This is a genomic window from Pseudomonas sp. G1002, assembly GCF_013385455.1.
GTDB lineage: Bacteria > Pseudomonadota > Gammaproteobacteria > Pseudomonadales > Pseudomonadaceae > Aquipseudomonas.
The window spans coordinates 124,418-150,684 of the sequence record NZ_JACAPY010000036.1; the positions used below are offsets into that span (position 1 = coordinate 124,418).

General features: G+C 55.6%; 19 protein-coding genes. 8 read left to right on the top strand and 11 right to left on the bottom strand.

Annotation, left to right across the window (positions count from 1 at the left end; translation table 11 throughout):
• Positions 1 to 7 precede the first annotated feature (7 nt).
• Positions 8 to 475, top strand: a complete 468-nt coding sequence (locus HX801_RS24170) for a fimbrial protein (protein ID WP_003218898.1) — start codon at positions 8 to 10, stop codon at positions 473 to 475.
• Entirely contained in the window at positions 472 to 966 is a 495-nt protein-coding gene (locus HX801_RS24175; RefSeq protein ID WP_003218900.1) for a fimbrial protein, read from the top strand. Before HX801_RS24170 ends, HX801_RS24175 begins: the two co-directional genes overlap by 4 nt.
• Here the strand turns inward: HX801_RS24175 and HX801_RS24180 are convergent, their stop codons facing one another.
• The 4 genes from HX801_RS24180 to HX801_RS24195 form a co-directional block, all read right to left on the bottom strand.
• A complete protein-coding gene (locus HX801_RS24180; protein WP_017477281.1) occupies positions 967 to 1,614 on the bottom strand; it encodes a response regulator in 648 nt (215 codons plus the stop codon).
• Between the two features lie 28 nt (positions 1,615 to 1,642).
• A complete protein-coding gene (locus tag HX801_RS24185; RefSeq protein ID WP_177022881.1) occupies positions 1,643 to 4,540 on the bottom strand; it encodes an ATP-binding protein in 2,898 nt (965 codons plus the stop codon).
• A gap of 124 nt (positions 4,541 to 4,664) precedes the next feature.
• Entirely contained in the window at positions 4,665 to 5,864 is a 1,200-nt protein-coding gene (locus HX801_RS24190) for an EAL domain-containing protein (RefSeq protein ID WP_003218906.1), read from the bottom strand.
• Positions 5,861 to 8,668, bottom strand: coding sequence for an ATP-binding protein (locus HX801_RS24195; RefSeq protein WP_134325968.1), 2,808 nt, complete (start codon positions 8,666 to 8,668; stop codon positions 5,861 to 5,863). Before HX801_RS24195 ends, HX801_RS24190 begins: the two co-directional genes overlap by 4 nt.
• 170 nt (positions 8,669 to 8,838) lie before the next feature.
• Here HX801_RS24195 and HX801_RS24200 point away from each other — a divergent pair, with 170 nt between their 5' ends.
• Positions 8,839 to 10,026: an MFS transporter gene (locus HX801_RS24200; RefSeq protein ID WP_102368406.1), complete on the top strand. Its 1,188-nt coding sequence runs from the start codon at positions 8,839 to 8,841 to the stop codon at positions 10,024 to 10,026.
• Between the two features lie 87 nt (positions 10,027 to 10,113).
• On the opposite strand, the gene HX801_RS24205 is transcribed toward HX801_RS24200, so the two are convergent.
• The 3 genes from HX801_RS24205 to HX801_RS24215 all read right to left on the bottom strand — a co-directional run bounded on the left by HX801_RS24205 (position 10,114) and on the right by HX801_RS24215 (position 12,591).
• A complete protein-coding gene (locus tag HX801_RS24205) occupies positions 10,114 to 10,347 on the bottom strand; it encodes a hypothetical protein (RefSeq protein ID WP_003218911.1) in 234 nt (77 codons plus the stop codon).
• Positions 10,348 to 10,492: 145 nt separating this feature from the next.
• Complete coding sequence (locus tag HX801_RS24210) at positions 10,493 to 10,858, bottom strand: DUF6124 family protein (protein ID WP_177022882.1); 366 nt, start codon at positions 10,856 to 10,858, stop codon at positions 10,493 to 10,495.
• Between the two features lie 551 nt (positions 10,859 to 11,409).
• Positions 11,410 to 12,591, bottom strand: a complete 1,182-nt coding sequence (locus HX801_RS24215; protein WP_177022883.1) for a hypothetical protein — start codon at positions 12,589 to 12,591, stop codon at positions 11,410 to 11,412.
• Positions 12,592 to 13,745: 1,154 nt separating this feature from the next.
• Here HX801_RS24215 and HX801_RS24220 point away from each other — a divergent pair.
• From HX801_RS24220 to HX801_RS24230, 3 genes are all read left to right on the top strand, one after another.
• Positions 13,746 to 14,867 carry a protein kinase gene (locus HX801_RS24220; protein ID WP_177022884.1) on the top strand — a complete coding sequence of 374 codons (1,122 nt, stop codon included), beginning with the start codon at positions 13,746 to 13,748 and terminating at the stop codon, positions 14,865 to 14,867.
• Positions 14,864 to 16,519, top strand: a complete 1,656-nt coding sequence (locus HX801_RS24225) for a hypothetical protein (RefSeq protein WP_177022885.1) — start codon at positions 14,864 to 14,866, stop codon at positions 16,517 to 16,519. The genes HX801_RS24220 and HX801_RS24225 overlap by 4 nt, the downstream gene beginning before the upstream one ends.
• A gap of 495 nt (positions 16,520 to 17,014) precedes the next feature.
• A complete protein-coding gene (locus tag HX801_RS24230) occupies positions 17,015 to 19,702 on the top strand; it encodes a pentapeptide repeat-containing protein (RefSeq protein WP_177022886.1) in 2,688 nt (895 codons plus the stop codon).
• 132 nt (positions 19,703 to 19,834) lie between these two features.
• On the opposite strand, the gene HX801_RS24235 is transcribed toward HX801_RS24230, so the two are convergent.
• A complete protein-coding gene (locus tag HX801_RS24235; RefSeq protein ID WP_177022887.1) occupies positions 19,835 to 20,902 on the bottom strand; it encodes a tyrosine-type recombinase/integrase in 1,068 nt (355 codons plus the stop codon).
• Between the two features lie 103 nt (positions 20,903 to 21,005).
• On the opposite strand from HX801_RS24235, the gene dusA reads away from it, so the two are divergent.
• Together dusA and tal are read left to right on the top strand one after the other, a co-directional pair.
• Complete coding sequence (gene dusA / locus HX801_RS24240; RefSeq protein WP_177022888.1) at positions 21,006 to 22,016, top strand: tRNA dihydrouridine(20/20a) synthase DusA; 1,011 nt, start codon at positions 21,006 to 21,008, stop codon at positions 22,014 to 22,016.
• Between the two features lie 305 nt (positions 22,017 to 22,321).
• Entirely contained in the window at positions 22,322 to 23,227 is a 906-nt protein-coding gene (tal, locus tag HX801_RS24245) for a transaldolase (protein WP_177022889.1), read from the top strand.
• Between the two features lie 198 nt (positions 23,228 to 23,425).
• Here the strand turns inward: tal and rssC are convergent, their stop codons facing one another.
• The 3 genes from rssC to HX801_RS24260 all read right to left on the bottom strand — a co-directional run bounded on the left by rssC (position 23,426) and on the right by HX801_RS24260 (position 26,125).
• Positions 23,426 to 23,908: an anti-sigma factor antagonist RssC gene (gene rssC / locus HX801_RS24250; RefSeq protein ID WP_003218919.1), complete on the bottom strand. Its 483-nt coding sequence runs from the start codon at positions 23,906 to 23,908 to the stop codon at positions 23,426 to 23,428.
• Positions 23,908 to 25,089, bottom strand: a complete 1,182-nt coding sequence (gene rssB / locus HX801_RS24255) for a two-component system response regulator RssB (RefSeq protein WP_003218921.1) — start codon at positions 25,087 to 25,089, stop codon at positions 23,908 to 23,910. The genes rssC and rssB overlap by 1 nt, the downstream gene beginning before the upstream one ends.
• Before the next feature lie 346 nt (positions 25,090 to 25,435).
• The gene (locus HX801_RS24260; protein WP_008437615.1) at positions 25,436 to 26,125 is read right to left on the bottom strand and encodes a VacJ family lipoprotein; all 690 of its coding nucleotides are present in this window, start codon (positions 26,123 to 26,125) and stop codon (positions 25,436 to 25,438) included.
• Positions 26,126 to 26,267: the final 142 nt, after the last annotated feature.

Here is a 26,267-nt window from a genome sequence, read left to right on the forward strand (position 1 = left end):
CCTTGCCATGAAAACTCCACTGCTCGCCCTGATGCTGCTCAGCAGCACCGCTCACGCTGCCGACGTGGTGAATATCACCGTCAGCGGCACCCTCACCCGCCCACCGTGCGTATTGAGTACCGGCACAACCCTGACCGCCGCATTTGGCGACGTGCGTACTGACCAGGTGGCGACCACCGGCACTGTGGAAGTGCCGGTGCGCTTGAAGTGCTCGTCGGGTTCTTCGCTAAATGTCAGCTTCACGTCCAATAACGGCACCTACACCTCCACCGTGGCCAAGACCACGGCGGATAACCTCGGTGTGTCGTTGCTGTGGGCGGACAACACGGCGGCAAACCTCAATGGCACCGTCAAGAAATACACCAACCTCAGCGGCGACGTGGATATCAGCCTCAAGGCGCAACTGGTCGAACGCGGCACGCTGGCGCCGGGCGCGTTCACCTCGTCGATGGTCATGACCCTCAATTACCTATGAAAGCGCTCGCCTGGATGCTGCTGGCCGTAGCCAGCACCGCCCTTGCGCAAGCGGCGGAAGAAGCGCAGATCGACGTCAGCGGCAAGCTGACCGCACCGCCGTGCACCGCAAGGTTTCCGAGTACGCAACAGGTGGACCTGGGCAAGGTCAACCTCAACCAGTTGGCCGACGGCAGCACCGTCGCCACCGATGTGCCGCTGGTCTTCGACTGTCAGGCGGGCGCTCAGGTCGAGCTGAGTTTGTCGGCGGGCATGGCCCGGGCCCTCACCGTCAGCCCGGTGCTGCTCACCAATCTCCCATCCCTGGGGTTGCAGGTGCAATTGCGTGACAAGACCGACAAGCCGGGGATCGGCCTGGGCCAAACCGGCACCTGGCCGGTAGAAGACGAACCGTTGGCGCTGACCCTGCGCGTCAAGCCCGTGTCCCTGGGCGAGCTGCCCGAGGCGGGTAGCTACAAAGCCACCCTGTTGATGCAGATGACGTACCGCTGATTACTGAAACTGCCGGGCTTCGATGCAATAGGTCAGCAGCGCCTGGTCACTGTCCACCTCCAGCTTGCGCATGGCCGAAATCTTCTGCGCGCTGACGGTCTTGTTGCTGCGGCTCAACTGCCGCGCGATATCGCTCACGCTCATGCCCGTCACGAATAAACGCAGCACTTCCATCTCCCGTGGCGACAGGCTCTGGAAGCGCGCCTGCACCTGGGTCACATTGGCCAAGACCGAAGTCGCGGCGGGCTCCGGTGCGCGGTAACTGCGCTGGGCACTGATCGCGCCGAGGGCCTTTTCGATCTCGCCGTGCAGGTGGTTCTTCTGGATCACCCCGGCCACACCCAATTCCTGCAAGCGGGTGAGAATCAGGCTGTTGGAAATCATGGTCAGCACCAGCACCTGGGTCGCGGGAAAGTGACGCAGGATGTACTCGATCAGCTTCAACCCATCGCCATAGGTGTCGTCACCCGGCATGTTGAAATCGGTGATCAGGACTTGCGGCCGGTGCTTGCGCAACTGCTCGATCAGTTGACTGGAACTGACCGCCTCGCCCACCAGGCTGTAGCGTGAATCACGCTGCACAATTTCGCGCACGCCCACCAGTACGATCGGGTGGTCATCGGCGATCACAACGTTCATTTCTCGCATTCTTTATCTTCCTTGTAATGGGCTTTCATCAAGTTTGCGACTCTGCCAGCAAGCACTGCGCAACCGCTGTAAGCCGTGCGCACACGCCTCGAATCTGCGTGGTGGCGTATGTATCCAGCGGTGCGTCGTACAGGGTGTTCTCCCATGCCTGACAAGCGCTGGACAGTTCCCCGGCACGCACACTGGCCAGCGCGCCGTTGAGGCTGTGCAAACGCTCACGTACGAGGGTGGCATCGCCGGCCGTCAGGCCTTGTTCGATCTGCTGCACATCCACCAGCAACGTGTCGGCCATCAGTTGGCGCATGGCCGGGGAAAGCTCGATCCAGCCTTCGCGGTCCCGGTCCACCTGCACCACCGGCAAGGCCGTGGCTCGCCGGCAGTGCGCCATTAACGCCTGGCGCAGCATGCTCAGGCTCAGCGGTTTGACCACCCACGCGTTCATGCCCACCGCCAGGCAACGCTCGCCCTCCTCGCGCAGGGCATTGGCGGTGACGCCGATGATCGGCACCTGGACGCCTTGTTCACGCAACGCGCGGGCCAGGTCGTAGCCGTTGAGGCGCGGCATATTGATGTCGGTGATCACCAGGTCGAACGGCTGCGAACCCCAGATTTGCAGCGCATGCTCGCCGTCACGCGCTACGGTGGGGTGGGCGCCAAGGGCCTCGAGCTGTTCTTGCAGCACGGCCTGGCTGACCGGGTTGTCTTCGGCGACCAGCACGCGCACGTTCAGGCACGGTGCGTCCAGGCACGGCGGCATCGGCGGTTGTTCCGCAGAGGGCAGGGTTTCCTGAAGCACCGGCAAGGTGATGAACAGCGAAAAACTGCTGCCCAACCCTGGCTCGCTGACCACGCGCATGCTGCCGCCCATCAACTCACTCAAGCGCGAGCAGATAGACAGGCCCAGGCCGGCGCCATTGCCGTCCTGGTCGCCCGCTACCTGATAAAACGGCTTGAACAACTGGTCCAGCGCCTTTTCCGGAATGCCCACGCCGGTGTCAGTGACCTGCCATTGCAGGGTCACTTTATCGTCAAGTAGTTGCTGCACCATCAGGCGCAAACGCACGCGCCCGGAGTCGGTGAACTTGATCGCGTTGCCCAGCAGGTTATGCAGGACCTGCCGGATGCGGCCAGCATCGCCAAGCAGTTGCGGCGGTAGCAGCGGGTCGATCTCGGCATCGATCTGCAAGCCTTTATTGCGCGCGGTCGCGCTGAACGCCAACACCGATTCCGCCACCAACTGGCCCGGGCTGAACGGCGCCGCTTCCACGGCCATTTGCCCGGATTCGATTTTCGATACATCCAGTACGTTGCTGATCAACTGGAACAGCACAGTGGACGAACCCTGGATAATTTCCAGGTAGTGGCGCTGGCGCTCGCTCATGTCGGTCAGGGCCATCAGTTCCAGATTGCCGAGCACGCCGTACAGCGGGGTGCGGATTTCATGGCTCATGGTTGCCAGGAACACGGTTTTGGCCTCGTTGGCTTCGGTGGCTTCCTGGCGCGCCTGGGTCAGCAACTGGGCTTCGTCCACGTGTCGGGTGATGTCGTTGCAGCCGCAGAGGAACACGTCCTCACCTTCGTACCGCGCCGCCACCACCACGACCTGCAAGTACCGCCCCTCCACCGCCAGGCACATCTCGCCGGGGGTGTCCGGGCCATCGTTGGCCTTGAGCACGTCGAGCAGCGGTGCGGTGCCCTGCAATTGCAGCGCGCGCTGGTTTTCCAGGAGTAACTGGTGATCGCTGCGGCGCACTACGCACAATCCCACCGGGGCGTTGTGCAGCATGATGCGGTTGAATGCCTCGCTCTCGAACAGACGCTCCTGCGCGCGTTGCGCCGGGCTGACGATGCGGGTCTTGTACCAATGGTTGATCCACCAGCCCAGCAGCACGGCCGCCAGAAACGTCAGGCCAAGGCCCAGCAGCGGCCATTTGGCGTAGCGCAGGAAATCCTGATAGCTGATGGCGTACAGGCCGGTCCAGTGCTCGCCACCCTCGCTGAGCATCTTGAAGCGCAAACCCTGGCTGTTGAAGCTCAGGCCCAGGGGCGCCATGTGTTCATCGCCGAGGCTGCCGAGCAACACGTCGCCCTGGGGCGAGATCAGGGTGAACTGGTTGTAGACCGACAGTTGCAGTACTCGCTCGATTTCGTCGACCTGCGAGGTGTCCACCACCGCCGCCAGCGTGAGCAGGCCCTGAGGCTGATTGGCCGGCAATACGGCGGCAGGCGCGTCGAGGCCGATCATCGCGACCACGCTGCGGCTGTTCTGGTACAACTGCGGCGGCGCACGCATCCAGCGCACCCGGCTGTCGGTCAGCAGGAGGCTTTGGCTCTGTTGCAGTTGCTGCAAGCGGCTCACCACGTCGCGGTACTGCTCGCGCAACAATGGCTGGTGCTGGCGCAAGCCGCCCACGCCGGGCACGGCCAGGCTGGCGACGGCATTGGGGGTGAACACGAACAGCTGCGGCGAGGCGTAAAACGAGCTGGCCCAGTAGCCGCCGTAGTAGTCAGTCAGTTGCACGCCAAACGCCAGTGCCCGGCGCGTGTCATCCGCCGAGAACGTCTCGGCGTGGGACAAGGTGAAGGGTAGCGACATCGCAAACCCCTTGGCCTGCAACACCACCTGCCCGCCTTCGTGCTGCAACTCCACCACCGAGGTCGACTGCACGGCCGGCAGCGGCGGCGCGTTGCTGCGGCTGTAGCCACCGGCCACGTTGCGCAGGAACGCCTCGTGCTCATGGATGATCTCCACCACGCGGGCGAAGTGGAACTCGACCTTTTCCTGTTCAGCGTCGAGCAACCGCGACACCGCCCAATAGCAACTGCTGGACAGCAACAAGGCGAGCCCCGTGAGCAATAACAGGGCTTTGTTCAAGCGTTGAGAGCTTTGCGCCAGCTTGTCCAGGCGCAGACTTGCATGTTTCATCGTCAGTACCGCAGAAGCCTGAATCAGGATATGGGGCCTATGCTTGATCCCGGCATTGGCCAATAACGCCCGGCTGACCGGGCGACCCTTCCTTCGGGCTTCTTGACTGTGTGACCCTGGCCACTCACATAAGTGCTGGCGCAGGGCCATCCTCGATTAACAGGGCGCTGAATTTTTCCGCCGCCACGGCATGGGAGATCAGGAAACCCTGCACCTGATCGCAGCGGATACGCCGCAACACCGCCAGCTCCGCCTGGGTCTCGGCGCCCTCGGCGATGGTGGTCAGCCCGAGTTTGCGGCCCAGCTCGACAATGCTTTGCAAGGCCGACGCCAGGCTTTCGTTCTCGGCACAGCCATGCACCAGTGACCGGTCGATCTTGACCTCGTTGAACGGCGTCGACACCAGGTTGAAGTAGGAACTGAACCCCTTGCCGAAGTCATCCTGCGCCAACCCAAAGCCCATCATGCGCAAGCGACATGCTCCAGCGTAGTAGTTACTGGGCAGCCGTGTGGTGGAGCTTTCCATCAATTCGAAGGTAATTTGCCGGGGTTCGGCGTCGCGGCTTTGCACCTGGGCAAGCAGGCGGTCGACCAGGTCGCTCTGGTCGAGCAAATGCGTGGGCAGGTTGATCGACACCGGCAGCCGGTAACCGAGTTGCGCCCACTGGGCCTGGGCGATGAGGGTTTGGCCGAGAATGCAGGTGAGCAAGCGGGTTTCCAGGTCAAGGCGCTCGATGTCGTCAAGAAACGCGCCGGGCATCAATAACCCTTCCACCGGGTGCACCCAGCGTGCCAGGGCTTCGGCGCCCACGATGCGCCCGTCATGCAGGGATTTTTTCGGCTGGAACCACGCCTGGATTTCACCATTGGCCAAGGCGCGCTCAAGGTTCTCCCGGGCATGGCTGACACCCCGGTGGCAACACGGCGTGCGCGCCTGCTCGGCGAGTTTGTCGAGGCAATCGCGCAGGGTGCGCACCTCGCGTTCGCGCACCGGCTTGGAGATTAGCCCGGCGACGGTCAGGCCGAGGTTCCCGGCCACCTGCCCGGCGCCCACCAGCATGCGCCGCGACGCCACGCTCATCAGCGCCAGCGCAGGCGGCGCGTGCATGCGGGCCAAGTGCTGGATCAGTTGCACACCGTCCATCCCCGGCATCATCAAGTCGCTGAGCAGCAGATCGTAGCGCTGTCGGGCCAGGCGTTGCAGCGCGGTGGCGCCATCCCAGACCACATCGACGTCAAACCCGCCGATGGCCTGGAAGACGTTGATCAAGTACTCATGCTGGAAAGGATGGTCTTCCACGATGAGTACGCGATAGGCGCTCAAAGCACCCTCCTCTGATAGCGATGCAGGCACTGGTAGAGGGCGCGCAGGGTGAACGGCTTGACCAGGCAATGATCCATGCCAGCGTTCAGGCAGCGCTCGGCTTCGTCGAGCATCGCGTTGGCGGTGGCCCCGATGATCGGCAGTGAGCAACCCAGGCGACGCAGTTGTTCGGTGAGTTCATAGCCGTTCATGCGTGGCATGTTGACGTCGGTGAGAATCATGTCGAACGCGGTATCACCCCACAATGACAGCGCTTCAATGCCGTCGCCGGCCAGCACCACGCTGCAGCCGAGCTCTTCCAACTGGTCGCGCAGGATCAACTGGTTGATCAGGTTGTCTTCGGCCACCAGCAGGCGCAGGTTGAGGCTGAACTCGGTGGGCTTCTCGCTGATCCTCGGCGACAACAACTCTTCGCTGCCCTGGGCGCGGCTGACCGCGCGGTTGAGCGCCTGCAGGTTGTTCAGGCCGATCTGCCAGGGATAAGCGCCATGCTCGTCGACCGCGGCCATCACCCGCGGCCCGGACCAATGCAGCAACTGGTCGGGCTCGGTCGGGCCGGGATACAGCTCGACCAATACCGCGCCGGGGTCGGCCTCGGCGGACTCCGGCGCACCGAGTTGCGCGCGCGCGCCCCAGCGACGCAACCAGCCGCCAACACTTTCCGCCAGCTCACGCACCGGCGACACCACATACACCCGCTCGCCGAGCAGCGGCTGCGCCCAGGGAGCCTGGTCGTCGTCGTTGACTTGCTCCAGCGGCAAGGTGAAGGAAAAGCTGCTGCCCAGGCCCGGTTCGCTGACCACCCGCAAGGTGCCGTTCATCAAGTGCATCAGGCGCTTGCAGATCGACAAGCCCAGGCCGCTGCCGGCGACCACATTCGCATTGCCGCTGACCTGGAAGAACGGCTCGAACAGGTACCGCTGGTCCTCCTCGGCGATGCCCTTGCCGGTGTCGACTACCTGCCACTGCAACATCGTGCGCTCGCCTTCACGGCTTTCCAGGCGCAGACGCAAGACAATCCGGCCGCTTTCGGTGAATTTCAGCGCGTTGTTCAGCAGGTTATTCAGGATCTGGCGGATGCGTGTGACATCCCCGCTCACGTGGTCGGGCAACTGCGGGTCGAGGCAGGCGAACAACTGCAGGCCCTTGCTTTGGGCGGCGCCTGCGTAGCCCTGGATCACTTCCTGCACCAACTCGATCGGTGAGAACGTGCTGAACTCTAGGGACAGTTGTCCCGCTTCGATTTTCGACACGTCCAGCACATCGCAGATCATTTGCAGCAAGTTCGCCGACGAGCCCTCGATGGCATTCAGGTAGCCACGCTGCTGGCTGTTAAGGTCGGTGCGCGCAAGCAATTCCAGGGTGCCCAGCACGCCATACAATGGCGTGCGGATTTCATGGCTCATGGTTGCCAGGAACAGGGTCTTGGCCTCATTCGCCGCGTCCGCCAGCGTGCGCGCCTGCTGCAGGGCCAACTCCACCTGCTTGCGTTCGGTGATGTCGCTGAAGGCGCAGATCAGCACCTCCTCACGCTGGTAACGGGTTGGCGCGAAACTCAGGTACAGGTGACGACCGTCGGCCATTTGCAGCTCGTCGGTGCTGCTTTGTTCCGACTCATCGAACGCGCGGCGAATCCAGCCGTGACACAGTTGCTGGCGCTCGTGGCCGTTGCCCAGCCATTGCCGGGACAGGGGGTTTTCCAGCACTACCTCGCCGTCGCTGCGGCGCAGCACGCACAAGGCCACTGGCGCGATGCGAATCACCGCACTGCTGAATGCCTCACTCTCCACCAGCGCTTCGATGCGATTGGCTGCCGGGATAATCAAACGCTGATCGATGCGCCGCACCAACCGCACCATCAACAAGCTGGCCGCTGCGCACAACAGCAGGCACAGCAGCAACGGCATGGCCAGGCTGGGCAACAGTGAACTCAGCTCCAGGCTGTAGACGATCTGCCACTGGGAGTAACCCAGGTGCTTGCGAATGGCCAAGCGATCCGGCAGCCAGCGGCTGCCTTCCCAACCAAAGCTGGCCGTGGCGTGATACTGGCGCAGCACCTGCGCAGCCGACGGTTGATGAGGCGTGCTGCTGAAAATCAGCTGCCCGGCGCCGTCAAGCAACATGAAGTCCCCGGCTTTTTCATGCTGCAGGGCGTTGATCAGGTCCGGGCCGTCCACCTCCAGCCCGAGCCAACCCGACGTGGGGCTACGGTCGTCGAGGCGGGTGAAGATGTATAGCGGTGAATCCAGGCGGCTCTGCTCAGTCAGCCACAACTCATCGCTGACCGAGACCTTGCCGGTGTCCACCGCCATCAACCGCTGCAATACCGGCTGCGGCACATTCTCCGGGGCCGCCCCAACGGTAAACAGGCGCTCCACCACCGGCTCGGCGCGCTGCGCGACGTAGATCAGGTTGACCTGGTTGACCTGCAGGTAATCAAGCAGGCGCCTAGTCAGCCAAAGGCTCCAGATATTGCCCGCCTCGCCCAAGGTGATGTGCAACTCTTCGGCCGGCACATTATTGAGGTTGCCCACGGGTGGCGTGACATGACGAACCGTCGACAGGCCGAGGCTTTTGAGCAGCGTCTGGCGGCTGACAAAAAAACTCTGCGCATCGGAAATCGCCTCATTCATATAACTGCGCCGTAGCGAAATTTCCTCATTCAACGCCGCACGCAAGTAGCTGTAGGCACCCACATACACGCCGAGCACCAATGCCAGGGCAAACAGCCGCAACAACTTGCGCGCGGCCTTGGGCGTCGAAAAAGAAGAGTCGAGTGGTTGCAGGAAATGTTTGAGCTTCATCGCCAAAAGAGTAAGCGTGGCGAGAGGGTAGTTGAATAAGACGGATCTCAAAGCCCCGCACTGCTTGCGCCGATGGAACTCTCGCGCAACACGCTGTTCTAGACACCTTCGTCGCTGCTTGCGTAGCATCGGCGGCTGTCCTTCGTGCACTTCATCAAACAGAGTTACCCATGACTATCCAGCAAACACCCGGGCACGTGCTGCCCGCGCGCAGCGCCGCCAAAATGGAAGCGGCCATGGCCGTGGGCGCCTTTGCGATCGGCACCGGCGAATTCGCCATCATGGGGCTGATGCCCGACATCGCCCACAACCTCAATCTCAGCGAACCGCAAGTGGGCCACGCCATCAGCGCCTATGCGCTGGGCGTGATGGTCGGCGCCCCGCTGCTGGCCATCCTCGGCGCCAAGTTGCTGCGTAAACACATGCTGCTATTGCTGATGGGCCTTTATGCCCTGGGCAACCTCGCCACGGCGTTTACCCCAACCTTCGGTTCGCTGGTGGCCTTCCGCTTTATCAGCGGCCTGCCCCACGGCGCCTACTTCGGCATCGCCGCCGTGGTCGCCTCCAGCATGGTGCCCAACGACAAACGCGCTGGCGCCGTCGCCCGCGTGATGATGGGCCTGACCCTGGCCATGCTGCTCGGCAACCCCATCGCGACCTTCCTCGGTCAACACTTTGGCTGGCGCTCGGCGTTCGCGCTGGTCAGTGCTATCGCCCTGTGCACCATCGCGCTGGTCTGGCAATTCGTGCCGGATCGCCACGACGAACCCCGCAGCGACCCGCGCAAAGAACTGCGCGCCTTCACCAAACCGCAGGTGTGGATGGCGCTGTCCATTGGCGCTATTGGTTTTGCCGGGATGTTTTGCGTGTTCAGCTACCTGGCGCCGACCATGCTCGAAGTGACCAAAGTCTCGCCGCAGTGGATCCCCTTCGGTCTGGCCGCGTTTGGCGTAGGCGGCATCATCGGCAACATCGCCGGCGGCAAGCTGTTTGATCGCCTGCAATTTCGCGCAGTGGGCTGGATTATGGTGTGGTCGATGGCCGTGCTGATCTTCTTCACCTTCGCCGCGAGTTCGCTGTGGAGCGTACTGCTGGGCATCGGCCTGGTCGGCACCATGATCGCCATGGCCGCGCCGCTGCAAATCCGCTTGATGGACATTGCGCATGAAGCACCGAGCCTGGCGGCGGCGTCCAACCACGCGGCGTTCAACCTGGCGAATGCGCTGGGGCCGTGGTTCGGTGGGATGGCGATTACGGCGGGGTATGGGTGGACCAGCACGGGCTACATTGGCGCGGCTACGGCGCTGGTAGGCTTGGGCATCTACCTGATCGCCCGCCGTATGAAAGGCGGTCACTAAAGCCCTCCCACGATCCAATGTGGGAGCGGGCTTGCTCGCGAAAGCGGTGGGTCAGTCACTGAGTAAATGACTGCCCCACCCGCTCAGTCAGTCATCATGCATCAACCCCGAACCATACTCCCCGTAACTGCTCCCCAGCGCGTTGCCGCCAAAATTCATCTTGGCGGCCTTGCTGGGGCTGTGGTCGCCAAAGGCTTGGCATCCCCCTGAATAACAAGGGTCGCTACTCAGGTCGCTACTCATGCCAGATGAACCCGACGAACAAGCGGCCAAGAGCAACGTGCCTGCGACCATCACGACTTTGACGAGATTGGAGATCATTTTTCAGTTCCCTTTGGACTGGAGGCGTATGGGTCCTCTCTTAAGGAGGATCCTAGACCTCAAAAGCGCAGGGAATTATGAAACTTTGCTGGATGACAGTATGCGTTCAGGTTGCCGCCTTGGGGTAAGGCGGCAGGGTTCGGCATCAGGCGGTGGCCGTGCTGCCTACAGGCGCGACTTGCTCCAGGGCTCGGTCAACGAGTAGAGCACTCAGGTCGATTAGCTGCTGGATGCCCAGGACGATGGCGCGATAGGGTTCATCGAGGTCGAAAGCCAGGGTTGCAGCCATTTGGTTGGCGGATTCCAGGTTTTCGGCTGCGTTGGCTAGAAGGGTTTCAGTATCTATGTCGGGGCTGACGCGGAATAGGCTGCTGCTCGGTTGCTCGGCGGAAACGTCGTTATCGGATGACGGCAAGTAATGATGGATAGCACGCTGAACCGCAGCTTGAAGCTTGGCATCAGTGGGGGCAGCGTTTGAAGCATGAGGCGGATTCGGTGTGACTTTGTACATGGCGAAGCTCCTTAACTATTCAGGAACTGCCAATCTCACTTCCACATGAGGGTGGCAGCTGTACGCAGGTGTGGAAGACCAGGGCTAAGGACCCGGCGCACCGAAGTGCCCCGCGCACAGCCGCCATGACACATGATACAGGCGTAAAAAAACGCCGGCTGGTGTTTATAGGCGATTGCGTCTTAGCTGGTACGGACTTCCACATCCGGCCACTGGTTTTCCAGCGGTTTGAGGAGGTTAGCGATGCGAGGTCTGAGGGACAAGCTGAGAAAAGCGTGGGATATTTCTCAAGGAAAATTGGAGAGCTCCATGGTCTGCCCCTGCATGACCACCATGAAAGACGTCGCACAGATCCTCCAGTTCGGTCCGCTGATTGCGAAAAACTGCAGCAAAACCGAGCGAGTGATCCCCCGTGACATAAATGTCGCTGCTAGCGGACAAAGAGCAGCTTGCATACTGCACCGTCTCTGAGTGCATCGATTGGTCGATCCCCTGCGCGAGCATTTTCCCACCAAGGAAGAAATTAATTCGACGGGTTTATTTGACTCTAATCATTTCCACTCAAGGTCTGAGCTATCGAATTCGAAGACCCTGCTGCCTTCTTGGTAAAAATCGGCCTCGATGTAGATTTTTTCGGACTTCCGAGCTTGGGCAACGAACGACGACGCACTGCTGATGAAAAGTAAATTGGAGCTGTGGTCATCAGGCTCGCTGGCTGACATGCGCAGAGCATTGCCCTTAGAAAATCTGACGCGTACATCGCAGTCATCGTATCCACAAACAAACTGACCTTTCTCGATAGCTACATACACCGACGTGCCCCACCGTGGATGCTTACGGATAGTGAGTGTGGCTCTTTGCACGCCGCTGTACGGAAATTTGAAATCCACGGTATTCAACGACGAAATGTACGCCCGCCGCACTGGTTTTCCGGACATGTTGTCCTCGCCATCAGAGTAGTTCCAGGTTAACCCCATGCTTCGCCGAAGAGCCTTTTCTGCTGCAGCTTTTTCTCGAGCTTCCGCTTCTCTGCTCTGCTGAGTAGCGAGCCTCGAGAATTTATCAGCATTGGCCTGGTAGGTCTGGTCGATAGCGGCTAGTTGGGCGTAGGTGCCTGCAAGACTTTTGTAATCGCCCTGCTGGATGCTCGCAATGGACGTGAGGAGAGTCGATTTCTTTTGCTGCTTTTCAACCTCAGCCTTTTGCTCCGCGACCTTCGATAGCGCTTGGTCAATCTCAAAGCTGCCAGCATCACTGTACTTAGAGCCCAAGGCGGTGGCCCCGGCGTAATCCTGCTTGTCGGTCAACACATTCATCTCCGCTAGGATTGCATCTTTGTTAGCGGAAACGTAATCGCGCTTTTCCTTCAAGGCCTGCTCCGCCTTTTGCTGGCTCACTAACGCTTGCTGAGCAGATCGCTCGGCGCGATCAGCATCCAAAGCCTTGTTGCTCGTGTAGAAGAAAAGACCAAAGCAAACCAAGGCAACGACAGCACGGCCACCTGGTGTGATGGTGATATTGGTTTTATCTTTGATCAGTCTGTTGATCTTTGGTATGAACATGCCGGCTGCGAGAAGCAGGATCAAACCAGACAGGAAGCTGGTGAACATAGCGCCCAGGGCAAAAATCAAGAAAACCGCAAACAGCAGCCACATCGCAAACGATGTGAAAAATCCGACAATCCTTGAGTCTGCCATTGCTATCGCTCCCTGATAAAATATCAAGGAACGCATGTAATAGCACTGTGCCATTCAATGCAATACCGACAATTCACCTACCGGCTAATTACTGGAACTATAAGGATCAACACCCCCCCTTCCTTACCCATTGCTGATAAACCGATCTCCCTTGGCATTCTCCATGCCAAGCACCAATACCTAAGACACAGCACCACCGCAAGACCTGTACCGCGGCTTCTCCGTGGCCCTAATGATGGATTGGAACGCCTAAGCCTGCAGGCCTCACACCATGGACACCACAACACCACGGCCACCAATCCGTACCACTTTCGTACCAGCACTACTCCCACGCACTGATGCCCTTCCCTTTTTTCGCAGGCTTAAGCAATCCCGAAAATTTCCACTGCTAAGCTTGATTTCTTTCGAAACGAGTTGCCAGCCGTGACAGGTGAGGGGTCACTGACGTGCGTAAAGACGTCCTAAACAGGCGAATAGAAACTCTGTTGCTCAATGAACCGACACCTCTCGGATCTTGTCATCAGGGAAATCGGTAACACCCTGAATCGCCTGCCGGACCTGTCGCATGGTGAGTGTATAGCCGCAATAGGATGACCTTAGGTTTAGCTCTCACGAAATCCTTGTTGAGCTAGATGCCTCCAATACCAAAATGATGGTGGTCTCAAAAAAAAAGCGTCCGGGCCCGAGTAGGATGAAGCCATTCGGTATTGAGATGCAGGATGATTTGACGCTCCATCACGTCGTTGGAGCGTGCCTTCAGCTGTGGGAATGATCAATGGGTCTAAGCATTTTAGCTGGGAGTTTAAAGCACCCCTTTCTGTTGGCCAGTAACTCAAATCCTTAACCCACTGGTCACATCATCAAGGCCACCTTACGAATGCCACCGAGTACCGCCCTTTGCCAGATCTGCGCGGGCAAGCACACGGACCCAGACTACCATCTCGTCGAGGAGACCATGGAGAACAGAAACAGGGAGCAAACCTCAGACTCCCCAGGATTGAGCCAATACCTTCAGTGCGTTGAGGATCTGGTGCGAGTAGTCGGCAACCGCGGGAAAATTCCACCCATTTAGCCAGCGGAAGACTTAATGAACGGCGTCCCTGCAGTATTAGAGTTGGCACAAGTTATTTTTTTTGTGGCAGGATGCCATTACACAGAAGGAATTTTTTATAAATAAAAGGAAGTACGTGATGACCGAGCCGTACGAGAACCCAGCAGAGCGCCTCGCAGGAATGGACCTCATAGATGGTTGGGTCGTTGGGGAGAAGCTGCCAACGGGCAGGCGGGGAGCCGGAACAGGGGGGTTTTTTTCGGTTTCCTACTCGGTAGCGAACGGAAAACAACAAGCCTTTCTGAAAGCCTTCGATATTTTTAAGCCTATTGCGAAAGCGGTAGAACAGGGCCAGCCGTTCACAACTGCACTATTAGCACAGCTACAGGCGTACGAGTTTGAAGCCCAGCTTCATACCATTTGCGCCAACTCCAACATGCGGAGAATTGTAAAAATATTAACTCACGGACAGGTTGATGTAGCCCTAGTTCCTGGTGAACAGTTTGGAACGGTTCCATACATGATCATGGAGCTCGCCGACGGCGGGGACGTAAGAAGCTACATTCATAACTCTCCAGATTTTGATACCTCACTACAACTCTATTATCTCCGCGACGTAGTCAGCGGTATAAATCAACTGCATAAAGCTCAGATAGCACACCAAGATTTAAAGCCATCCAATGTGATGATATTTTCGGAAACTGGAGCAAAAATTGGTGATCTCGGTAGAGCGAGCAAACAAAACTCACATGGTATCTTCGACACTTTAAATATTGCTGGTGACAGAGCTTACGCGCCGCCCGAGCAAATTTATAAGTTGCCACTGGAAAACTGGCTCGATAAACGACAGAGATGCGACCTATATCAATTTGGCTCGTTAGTGAGCTTCCTCTTTTTCGGAACGTCTTTTAACACAGTGCTAAGGGATAATCTCCCAACAGAACTTGTACCTATTGAGTGGGGAGGAAATAACAGCTCTTACGACCAAGCTCTTCCTTTCTTGCTAGAACTATTCAACGAAACCTTAACACAATGGAAAAAGAGCCTACCAGATTGGCTTGCTGATGACTTGATAGCCATCATAAATCAGTGTGGAAATCCTGATTACAGAGTCAGAGGAGTACAAAAAAAACCTGACACAGTACAGAATACGTTGGGATTGGACCGCCTAGTGAGCAAACTTGATAATTTAGGATTTAAGGCTACAATTGAGACTCGGAAAAACTCTGCACGCAGTACAAAACAGGATTTAAACGTGTGAGCATACTTGAAATCAATAGAGATGTTTTGCCAATTTGGGGATCATCCAAATCAGCTGCCAACTCATCTGAGTTAATGGTAGTAAATTCAAAAAATAGCAGCATTGAATTTACCGACATTACTCCAGCACTGCTATCTGAATTTAGGTATAACCAAACGGTTGGTGTTGCTGTAGAGCTACTCAATTGTTCAATAATAGAAAGGTATTCAGATGCTGCTCTTGAAGCTGCCAATTTTTTAGTTCAATACAAAAACTTGCCGACAAGCATCACCCAACTAATTCTTAAGACTCTCGGAAAACACGCTCAAGTAGCAGCGACGTCTTATGTTGAAAATAAGATTCAATTTCTTAGGCAAAAAATCCGACAACACCAGAGAGATCCGATAACGTGGGTGGAGCTGTCTAGGGAATACGCAATTGCAGGTGAAAAGAAAAAATCAACGCAAGCAATGCTGACGGCAGTGCAACTATCATATGATCATCGATGGATCACTCGGTCCGCAGCAAGGGTATTCGTCCATTTTGATGAGCCAGATACTGCTCACGATATTTTAGTGAGAAACCCAAATATACGAACAGACCCTTGGCTCATTGCAACGGAAATGGCAGTAGCTCGGAAAGCTGGAAAAAAAACTAAGCTATGGAACATCGGAAAATCGTTACTAGACTCTAAAATAAAACCCGTACATCTTTCCGAGCTGGCCAGTTCTGTTGCAACATACGAACTTATTAGCGGCGCAGAAAAAAGAGCTAAACCATTCTTTAAACAATCGTTAATAGAACCAAACCAAAACTCTTTAGCTCAAGCCAAATGGGCGGAACGGACATCGGGCTTAAAAAAACTTGTAAAGGTTCCGCTAAACTCTAATCTGATCGCTTACGAGGCGCAGTATTGGGAGGCGTATAATAGTGGAGATATGACTCTGGCATTGAGCTATGCTTTAGCTTGGTTTGATAACGAGCCCTACTCAAATGCTCCCCCTGAAGCCGTATGCTTCATCGCAGGACTTTTGGAGGACTACAAGCTAATAGCCGCTGTAAGTAGTAAGGCATTGAAGGCAAATCCTAAAAATACGACCCTGCAAATCAACCTCATGTTTTCTTGGCTTACGTGCAAAAACCTCAAGGCGTTGAATGCAAAAGAGGCAATAGTCTTTGAAAATTATAAAAGAAACTTGTTATCAACCTCACTTTCTACAAGTAAATTCGAAGCTTCCCACGCTCTCGCAAACTTAGGAATGATCAACTATCGACAAGGCTTTATAGAACAAGGAAAAATTTACTATGAGCAATCTGAAGAGATCATGCCTCACAACAAGCTTTACGTGACGATCAACCATCTTCGCGAGTCTCTTATCGCGGAAGCTTATTGGTCCGAAGAGATTCTGCGGAAAGCCTATACCCTACTGTCTGGACCAGCCTCATCAGCAACACCGGCGGCTAAGTTTTATCTGGAAAAGATAGCTTTTTTAAATAAAACAAACGGAACATGGGAGCATAAATTTTCCGATAAACATCTTTTAGATGATTTCACCAAGAGACTTTCGATTCAAGCCACTCCTCCACAAAAAAGTATTGAGTCTACTTTTTGGCTGCCTCAAGAGTTCAGCTCAATCCCATCGTTATCCACATTCACTGAGCGAAAAAAATAGCTCATAATGAATCTAATTGTGGGAAAAGCAAGACCTGACCCCAGCAAAACAAGGTCCCTTCAAGAGGCATCTCTTTTAACACGTAAACAACTAACCGTTCTTATCTAAATAGCAGCCATAACGCACAGGGCTTCTAGTTCATGATCACCGGACCTACACTAATTTCCGAAAAAAGGACTAATTATTTACATTGGGTCTCGCCTCGCAGGATGAACACCCAACCCCTTTGATCCATTCCTGATAAATTGCTCACCCTTCGCATTCTCCATCCCGATCCCAGCGCCCTCAGAAATGGCTCCGCCACAAGACCTGTATCAATGTACGAATAGTCACCTGATTCAGCCAGCTAATTCATTACCAGATTCACATCTTCGTGTAGGACATTCACGCTTTTCCTCTCATCATCGCTCGTCAATTGTTCATATCGAACAGACGAGTATGATATCTTTACGCCATCATTACATTTTTTAGCGTTTTGATCAGAGGGAATTGACAATGCAAGGCAAGGATTTATCCATTACACCCTCCAAGCCAAAATCTGTGTTTGCTCGACCATTAAATTTGAATTTTGCAGACTTAGCAAAGGCTCTTGTAAAAGGCGTAGGACATGCCTTAACGGGACGCTTTGAGGAACTCCCGGACGATGGGATTGACGCACTTAGTGCAATCGGCATCGATGAAAACGGTTCGGAGGCCTTAACGTATAAGTTGCTAGAGCGCTCTCTACAATCTGCAATATTTTCACTAATTATCGACAGCAAAGAACAGATAAGTGGAAACTTAGATATTACCCAATTTACAAAAATTCTTGAACACCATATCGAGACAATCGATGTTAACGTCGACTTTTTTGAAACACCAAATAAATTCCCAGTCATAACTGCTACCGCCATAGCATTAGCCGAATGGCTGATGCTAAACGGAATTGAAAATCACAAAGCCAAGACTATTTCTGCTCGCCTACCAGGGTATTTCCCTTTTGCACTACACAAAGAGTGGCAATCATCAGCATCAGCGTATGAAATCATTAGAACAGATCTAATGTCACCCTTTCTTAACTCAGTTAAAAGAGAAGCCGCATGGGACATATATCATGCTTCTCTTAATCAGCGTTTGGATGAAAGTTTATTCGGAGAGCCTTTTGGACTCCGCCAAATATATATACCTCTTAACTGCTACTACGACGCCAAGCTTTCAAAATCGGAAATACAAAAAAATGTGAAATATAAAAAGCGCGTGGTTGTAAAGTTAATTGAGGAACTAGACCAATGGCTCGACTCTGCAAAAAAAGATGATTCAGTTCGAGCAATCAGCGGTGGACCTGGCAGTGGCAAGTCGTCATTTGCAAAAATATACGCAGCGCACATTGCATCTCAGAATAAAACAAAAGTTCTTTTTATCCCTCTACACTATATTGATCCAACCCGAGACTTCATAGAGGAAGTCGGCCGTTTTGTACGTGACGAGGGGATTCTCCAAACAAACCCGTTATCTAAAGAAGGTCGTGACTCTGAACTGCTAATCATACTAGACGGACTTGATGAACTATCGAGTCAAGGGAGGGCCGCGGCGTCTACCGCTAGAAACTTTGTCCGTTCGGTGCAACAGACTGTTGACCGATTAAATATGCACTCCCTAAACTTGAGAGTTATATTCAGCGGCCGAGAAGTCGTTATGCAGGATAGTGAGTCCGAGTTCCGTCAACCTCGACAAATATTAACGATTCTACCTTACTTTTCGGGTACAAAAGATGATCGAGCATTTGATCACAATGAGTATGAAGACCCATTATCGCTATTAGATATCGACTACAGACCTATATGGTGGAACAACTATAGAAACCTTACGGGCCTATCATATAAAGGAATACCGCAAGAGCTTGATCGTCCAGATTTAGTTGAAATCACATCTCAACCCCTTTTAAATTATCTTCTAGCTCTAAGCTTTTGCAGAGGAAAGCTAAACTTCTCTTCAGGTGTTAACCTAAATCAAATTTATGATGATCTTGTTCAAGCAGTATATGAGCGAGGCTACGAAAATGGAAGGAAACCGGAATCTATCCGAAGATTAGACTCAGAAGATTTCGTGTTAATCCTTGAGGAAATAGGCTTAGCCGCCTGGCACGGTGATGGACGTACAACCACTGTAAGTGAAATTGAAAGCTATTGCCGAGCAGGCGGATTCGGTGAACAATTAGACGCATTCCAAGAGGGAGCAAAAGTTGGAATTGCTTCATTACTTGCCGCGTTTTTCTTCAGGCAACACGGAAGCAGGCCTCAAGGTGATCCCACTTTTGTATTTACACACAAGAGCTTTGGCGAATACCTAGCTGCCCGACGCATAGTTCGCTCGATTCTGGTGATCATCGATGAGATGGATCGTAGAGAAAATATTGGTCGTGGGAGGGGGTGGGACAGCATGACCGCACTTGTTCACTGGGCTGAAATAAGCGGGCCAACCGCACTCTCTGAAAACATTCATAACTTTTTACGTTCAGAAATACTGCTGCTGTCGCCCGCTCAAACTGTACGCGTGCAATATTTCTTTACGGTCCTTTTCAATCATGTTTTAAAATCCGGCATGCCTATAGAAAAGATTACAAAAATAGAAACATTCCACGACGCACTTCACAACTCCCGAAACTCAGAAGAAGCTTTGTTAGCGGCATTAAACTCTGCTGCTATTGCAAACCAGACGATTACTAAATTAGATCATCCTGATGCAATGGCCTTCGGCTCATGGTTCAAACGGATTCAAAAACAAAGATTCGGACCTGAATCATGCTTAGCTGCATCCTGCCTTTCTTGGCTAGATTTATCTCATACGAGTTTGGATTTTGCTGACTTTTATGGCGCGGACATATCTCACTCTGACTTCTCTCACTGTCAAGCCTTTAGAGTCATCTTCGGCGAGGTGACAGCGAACAATGCTAACTTCCAAGATGGTATCTTTACAGAGGGTTACTTCTCATACTCTTCATTTATAAATGCAGATTTCCGAAAGAGCCTTTTAGCCAAAGTTGACTTCGAGGGATCTAATTGCACAAAAGCAAATTTTTCCAACGCAGACGTAAGCTTGGCATTTTTTCAAGATACAAGTCTAAAAGGGTCGCTGTTCAGAGGCTCTCTCAGAAGAGAAACTAAATTCCCAACTGAAAAACGAAGACTAATGTACAAAGAATAAATTTCATCACACCCTGTAACATTTCTCCCCATACCTTCGACATGATCGTTATCAGCTTCCAAAGCTGATAACGAGGGTTTGGTTCCCTTCACCTGATCCACGTATTTCAACGCCTCCAGCAGTGCATGTACATCAATCCCATTTCGAATAGACATCTCCTCGGCCTCGTAGATGAGTGTAACGCCGCATTGAGCTCCAATCTCGATGGCCCGATACACTCGCTACACGTGGGATGTCCCAGCCCATTTCGAAAAGCCGACTAAAGCCATCATGCCGCAACTCATGAAAATGCAGGTCCTCGATGCAAAGCATCTGGCAAGCCCTGGTCCACGAAGTCGAAACGGACTCTGCGCTATATGGAATATCTGCTAAAACCTTCGGCATCGTCTGAAGGAGCGCCCAAGCTTCCTGCAGCAAATGACACCACACATCATTACCCATCTTCTGCCCAGGTTTTTTCATATCACGCACCAGCACCCGCTGGCCGGGTTCGTCGACGTCCGCCCACTGGATACGGGTTATTTCATCCAACCGGCGCGTGGAGAACAGAGCAAAGCCCGCAACTTTGAGCATATTGATGACGGTCGGGCGCCGACGCTGCATGGTCTGGAAGTGCGTCAGCACCTTTCCAAACTCGTCCAAAGTCGGCCGGCGGTCACGCTCACGGCTTTTGAGGTTATAGCCCAACTTGCGTAGCACCCGGCGGGCGCCACCCATGGCTAGCGGATCGACTTGGTAGCCCCAGGCATCTTTGGCGATCGCCAGAACAGCGCCGAGGTGCGCCAGGTCGTTGCCAGCGGTTTGTGGCTGAACCCCGCCACCCTCTCCGCTCATTCGCCAGAGGGCGAAGTCGACGAGGCATTGGGTTGTGATGTCGGTATCGTTGAGCTTGCCGATATCCATCTTGCCAATGGCCTCAAGCGTGGCCTTCTTGGTTTTGCCCAACGGCCGGGCCTTTTCCACTTCCAGCAGGTACTGGTCGATCATATCTTTGACGGTGACGCCCTTCCGGCTGGCCCGCTCGATCGCACCAGGCTGGTCCAGCTCCGATTCGCGCTTGCGCGTCCACGCCTGGGCGGCCTGTTTCCGGGCGAAGGTCTGGCTCTCTTGGTAGACTTGCACTCCGTCGCGTTTGATGCGGATTTGAGCCGTATAGCTCACAGTCCCATCCGCCAGTTTTCGTGCCCTGATAGTCGCCATATCGAAAGTGGTACGCGTCAGTTTTGACGTGGTACATCGTACCACCGAGCGTTCAAAAACGCCTGAAAACGCCCTAAAACTCGCCAAGAACACGTTGAGTAAAATGCTAGATAAACAGAGCTTTAGCCCAGCAGAATCAAGCCCCGCACTGTCTCGGCGCTTTAGCGTTGCACCCATGATGGATTGGACAGACAGACACTGCCGCTTCTTCCTGCGCCTGCTGTCCAAAAACGCCCTCCTCTACACCGAGATGGTCACCACCGGCGCAATCCTCCACGGCGACCATGAACGCTTCCTGCGCCACAACGAGGCCGAGCATCCACTCGCCCTGCAGTTGGGCGGTAGCGTCCCCGCCGACCTGGCCGCCTGCGCCCGCATGGCCCAGGACGCCGGCTACGACGAGGTGAACCTCAACGTCGGCTGCCCCAGCGACCGGGTGCAAAACAACATGATTGGCGCAATCCTGATGGCCCACCCGGCCTTGGTGGCGGATTGCGTTAAGGCGATGCAGGACGCGGTCTCGATCCCGGTGACGGTGAAGCACCGCATAGGCATCAACGGCCGGGACAGTTACGCCGAGCTGTGCGATTTCGTTGGCCAAGTGAAGGACGCGGGCTGCACCAGTTTTACCGTGCATGCGCGAATCGCCATTCTGGAAGGGCTGTCACCGAAGGAAAATCGGGACATCCCGCCCTTGCGCTACGACGTTGCCGCCCAGTTGAAGCAGGATTTCCCTGAACTGGAGATCATCCTCAACGGCGGCATCAAGACCCTCGAACAGTGCCAGGAGCATCTGCAGACCTTCGATGGCGTGATGCTGGGCCGCGAGGCTTATCACAATCCGTATTTGCTGGCCGAGGTGGATCAGCAGCTGTTTGGCAGCACGACACCTGTGATCACCCGCGCCGAGGCGTTGGCGCAGTTGCGTCCTTATATTGCCGAACACCTGGCGACAGGTGGCTCGATGCATCACATCACGCGCCACGCGCTGGGGCTGGGGACGGGTTTCCCGGGGGCGCGGAAGTTTCGGCAGTTGTTGTCGGTGGATATTCATAAGGCCAGTGATCCGCTGGCGTTGCTGGATATGGCCGGGGAGTTGTTGGAGGGGCGGTGATTTGGGTGTCAGTGGGTTTATTGGGTGGCTGACACGACGCCTTCGCGAGCAAGCCCGCTCCCACATTTGGATGGGGGGGGGATGTCAGGAAGATGGGGCAAGGCTGCTCCCACCGTTTGATCGGGTGGTCATCGGGCAGTTGGGTTGAACCTGCTGGCTGTTTTGGCCTCCTATTGAGCATTGGCCGGTGATTCAAACGGCTGTTTTCAGGTTGTTGCCCTCGCAAACGATCGAATGCATTTGCGCCCTTGAGCGGCTGTCAGCGCTCGGGTAATGTCATCAGACCCACAGGACAGAGCACGCCCATGACTTCCAAGCTGGAACAACTCAAGCAATTCACCACTGTAGTAGCCGATACCGGCGATTTTTCTACCCTCGCCAAGCTCAAGCCGCAAGACGCCACTACCAACCCTTCCCTGCTGCTCAAGGCCGCGTCGATCCCAGGCTATGCCAAGCTGCTGGATGAGGCTGTTGCCGACTGCAACGGCGATGTAGGCCTGGCCAGCGACCGTTTTGCGGTAGCCGTCGGCCAGGAAATCCTGAAAGTGGTGCCCGGCCGCATTTCCACCGAGGTGGATGCCCGTCTGTCGTTCGACACTGACGCCGTCCTCAAGCGCGCCCATCGCCTGATCGACCTGTACGACAAGGCCGGCATTGGCCGTGACCGCGTGCTGATCAAGATCGCTTCCACCTGGGAAGGCATCCGCGCCGCCGAGCAGCTGGAAAAGGAAGGCATCCAGACCAACCTGACGCTGCTGTTCTCCTTCGCCCAGGCCGTGGCTTGCGCCGAAGCCGGCGTGTTCCTGATTTCGCCGTTCGTGGGCCGTATCTACGACTGGTACAAGAAGGCCAACGGTAACGATTACACCGGCTCCGAGGATCCGGGCGTGCAGTCGGTGACGCGCATCTACAACTACTACAAGGCCAATGGCTACAAGACCGTAGTAATGGGTGCAAGCTTCCGTAACCTGAGCCAGATCGAAGAGCTGGCTGGTTGCGACCGTCTGACCATCAGCCCGGACCTGCTGGAAAAACTCGCAGCCGACAACGGCAAGCTGGAACGCAAATTGTCGCCAGGCCATGCGGGCGAAGCTCGTGTGCACTTGACCGAAGCGCAGTTCCGTTGNNCCACCGAGAAACTGGCCGAGGGCATTCGTCAGTTCGCCCGCGACCAGGAAAAACTCGAAGCGCTGTTGACCGCCAAGCTCTAAAAACGGCGGCGACAAAAAGGGCGGCACCTGTGAGGGTGCCGCCCTTTTTTTGTATTAGCCGATTTCGAGCCGAACTCAGTTAAAAATGTGGGAGGGGGCTTGCTCCCGAATACAGGCGTCAGTCGCTACATTCACTACTGACCCGCCGCTTTCGGGAGCAAGCCCCCTCCCACACTTTGACAGTGTTTCAGCTGGAAATTAGTGCCGCTCCAGCGCATTCACCAGGTCGTGGAACGCCTCGCGGTTGGAGTCGTTCAAGCCCATCAGGATCTTGTGGGCTTCCAGTACCTTGACCCGTACCACTTCCTCGGACTGGTCCTGGGACGGCAGGTCGGTCAGGCATTCCGGGCACGGGATCGGGCGGTCAACGATGTTGAACACTTGATCGAAGCCCATGGACTGCAACAGACGGGTGATGTCTTCGTGGGTGGTGACGACGGTCGGCAGCAGTCCGACCTTCTGCCGAGACAGAATGGACAACTTGGCCAACAGCCCAAGGGTGGTGCTATCGATGCTGCGGGTTTCGGTCAGATCGATCACGATCGCCGAAAAATTCAAGGCTGTGAAGATCCGCTCAATCGTCGCATCCAGCGCCGAACACAAGGTCAGGCGCACTTCACCGACAAACTTCAGGACAAAAGTCCCGTCTTGCTCGGCGAATTGGATTCTTCCGGTACTCATCAAAGATTCCTGCTCAACACCAATAGGGCGATATCATCCGGCATCTCCCCTAGCGTGGCCAATCCAAAAACCTGCCGCAGGCCATCCAGGCTGCCGCCCGCCGACCTGACCCGTTGGGGCAAGGCGGCTTCTTTCTCTTTGAGTGTAGGCTCTGGCAAAAGGTCCAGGATACCGTCGGACATCAGCGTCAGGCTGAACGTCGGCGGCAATTCCAGGATGTGGTCTTCGTAGGTGGCTTCATTGAACAAGCCAACCGGCAAACCACGCCCTTCCAGGTAGCGCACACTGTCTGGAGTGTATAAAACCGGCAATGGCAGGTGACCGCCAATGCTGTAGGTCAAAAGACCTGTTTCTTCGTCAATCACGCCGCCGACCATCGTCACGTGCTTGCCCAGCTTGCAGCTGATCAGGCCCCGGTTGATGTGGCCCAGCACTTGCGAAGGGGTGAACTCCGGCAAGGTGCCATTGCGCTTGGACTCGAACAACAGCCGCGTAGTCATGAACTTCAACAACACGGTCACGAATGCAGAGGAGGCGCCGTGGCCGGAAACGTCGGCCAGGTAGAACGCGACACGCCGCTCATCAACGCGGAAGTAGTCGACGAAATCACCCGACAGGTACAGCGACGGGATGATCTGGTGGGCAAACTTGAACTCGTCGATGCTCCACGGGCTCACCGGCAGCATGTTCATCTGCACCTGGCGACCGGCGTTCTGGTCTTCCTGGAGCAGGTTCAGGCTGGCTTCGAGTTCGCGGTTGGCGGTTTCGAGCTTTTCACGGTAACGCTGGTTTTCCAGCAGCAGCCGTGCACGATCCAGGGCACGACGCACCGAGTGCTCCAGCACAGCCAGGTCTTCCAGAGGCTTGATCAGGTAGTCGGCGGCGCCGAGGCGCAAGGCCTCGACGGCATCGTTCATCACGCCGGCACCGGACACGACAATCACCGGCGTCTGCGGGGCGATGTCGGTCACCTGGCGGATCAGCTCAAGGCCGCCCACCTGGGGCATGCGCAGGTCGCAGATCACAAGGTCGGGCTTGTCGCGCTCGAATACCTGGAGACCCTGGAGGCCGTTGCTGGCCTGCAGGACGCTGAAGCCACTGTCTTCCAAATAGGCCGCAAGACTCGCGCGCACTACTTCGTCGTCATCGATTATCAGCAGCGTGGCACTGGTTTTCTGCATGTGGGCAAACGGCGCCAGAATTAGGTTGGCGTAGGCAGCTCGACAATGGCCGGGCTTACTACTGGATTCGCTTTCTAGCCTCTCTGTCCTACAAAACGCCGAGTTATTGCCGACGCACAAAGGTAAAGCAGAGGTGCCCTTCTAAGGCGCAGACGGTACTCCCATCCGCCAGGGGTTTCAAGCTCACGGCGATGGTCGCCGGGCGTCTTTACATCGCAAATCACCAGTAGTTATAAGAACGCATAAAACCGCGACTTAAAGTAAGCACGTAACCCACGGATAAACCTCGAATGCCGCCCACAAAAAAGGCGACCCGAGGGCCGCCTTCTTCTTTCAAGCCTGGGGCTTAAAAGTCGTCTACAACCTTGCCATCCTTGACCTTGAACTCGCGGTTCTGCAAGTAGGCGTTACGGATGAAGGTGTATTTGTCGCCGCTGATCAGCTTCTCGGAGGACAGCAGGCTGGCACGCGTGTCGACGATATTCAGGCCGAAGGTGCTGTTGCGCCAGCCGATATCGTTCATGTAGCGGTATGGCTGGGTGTAGCTGTCCACGTATTTGGACGGCGCGTCACGCAGGGTGCTTGGGCCCAGCAGTGGCAGCATCACGTAAGGACCGCTGTCGACGCCCCAGTAGCCGAGAGTCTGGCCGAAGTCTTCGTCGTTGCGTTGCAGCCCCATTTTGGTGCCGACATCAACAAAACCCAGCACGCCGAACGTGGTGTTCATCAGCAAGCGAGCAGTGTCGACGCCTGCAGCGTGGGGCTTGAGTTGCAGCACGTCGTTGGCAAAGTTGCCGACGTCGCCGATGTTGCGGAAGAAGTTGTGGATCCCGTCCTGCACGAACTGCGGGGTCACGAACTGATAGCCTTGAGCCAATGGCTTGAGGGCATAGGTATCAACGGTATCGTTGAAGGTGAAGATCGGGCGGTTGACGCTTTCCCATGGATCATCTTCCGAGGCCGCCTGGGCTACGAAAGGAACCAGCAAAATACTCGCACATACGGACAGCTGAGCTAGACATTGGCTCCAGCGCATAGCTTGAACTCCTTGAATGGTCTGTCATGGGCGCTATGCCCTGAATGAGGCCGTCAGTATATGACGGAAGTGTCAGATTAGGCAGCCTTGCAGAAATGTCATTCAGCAAATGCACAAAATTCCTACAATTGCTGCGGGTGTA

Excerpts from the sequence above, each read along its gene's own strand:
- HX801_RS24170 (WP_003218898.1), top strand. The coding sequence starts at position 8 with ATGAAAACTCCACTGCTCGCCCTGATGCTGCTCAGCAGCACCGCTCAC.
- HX801_RS24175 (WP_003218900.1), top strand. The coding sequence starts at position 472 with ATGAAAGCGCTCGCCTGGATGCTGCTGGCCGTAGCCAGCACCGCCCTT.
- HX801_RS24180 (WP_017477281.1), bottom strand. The coding sequence starts at position 1,614 with ATGCGAGAAATGAACGTTGTGATCGCCGATGACCACCCGATCGTACTG.
- HX801_RS24185 (WP_177022881.1), bottom strand. The coding sequence starts at position 4,540 with ATGAAACATGCAAGTCTGCGCCTGGACAAGCTGGCGCAAAGCTCTCAA.
- HX801_RS24195 (WP_134325968.1), bottom strand. The coding sequence starts at position 8,668 with ATGAAGCTCAAACATTTCCTGCAACCACTCGACTCTTCTTTTTCGACG.
- HX801_RS24200 (WP_102368406.1), top strand. The coding sequence starts at position 8,839 with ATGACTATCCAGCAAACACCCGGGCACGTGCTGCCCGCGCGCAGCGCC.
- HX801_RS24205 (WP_003218911.1), bottom strand. The coding sequence starts at position 10,347 with ATGATCTCCAATCTCGTCAAAGTCGTGATGGTCGCAGGCACGTTGCTC.
- HX801_RS24210 (WP_177022882.1), bottom strand. The coding sequence starts at position 10,858 with ATGTACAAAGTCACACCGAATCCGCCTCATGCTTCAAACGCTGCCCCC.
- HX801_RS24215 (WP_177022883.1), bottom strand. The coding sequence starts at position 12,591 with ATGCGTTCCTTGATATTTTATCAGGGAGCGATAGCAATGGCAGACTCA.
- HX801_RS24220 (WP_177022884.1), top strand. The coding sequence starts at position 13,746 with ATGACCGAGCCGTACGAGAACCCAGCAGAGCGCCTCGCAGGAATGGAC.
- HX801_RS24230 (WP_177022886.1), top strand. The coding sequence starts at position 17,015 with ATGCAAGGCAAGGATTTATCCATTACACCCTCCAAGCCAAAATCTGTG.
- HX801_RS24235 (WP_177022887.1), bottom strand. The coding sequence starts at position 20,902 with ATGGCGACTATCAGGGCACGAAAACTGGCGGATGGGACTGTGAGCTAT.
- dusA (WP_177022888.1), top strand. The coding sequence starts at position 21,006 with ATGCTAGATAAACAGAGCTTTAGCCCAGCAGAATCAAGCCCCGCACTG.
- rssC (WP_003218919.1), bottom strand. The coding sequence starts at position 23,908 with ATGAGTACCGGAAGAATCCAATTCGCCGAGCAAGACGGGACTTTTGTC.
- rssB (WP_003218921.1), bottom strand. The coding sequence starts at position 25,089 with ATGCAGAAAACCAGTGCCACGCTGCTGATAATCGATGACGACGAAGTA.
- HX801_RS24260 (WP_008437615.1), bottom strand. The coding sequence starts at position 26,125 with ATGCGCTGGAGCCAATGTCTAGCTCAGCTGTCCGTATGTGCGAGTATT.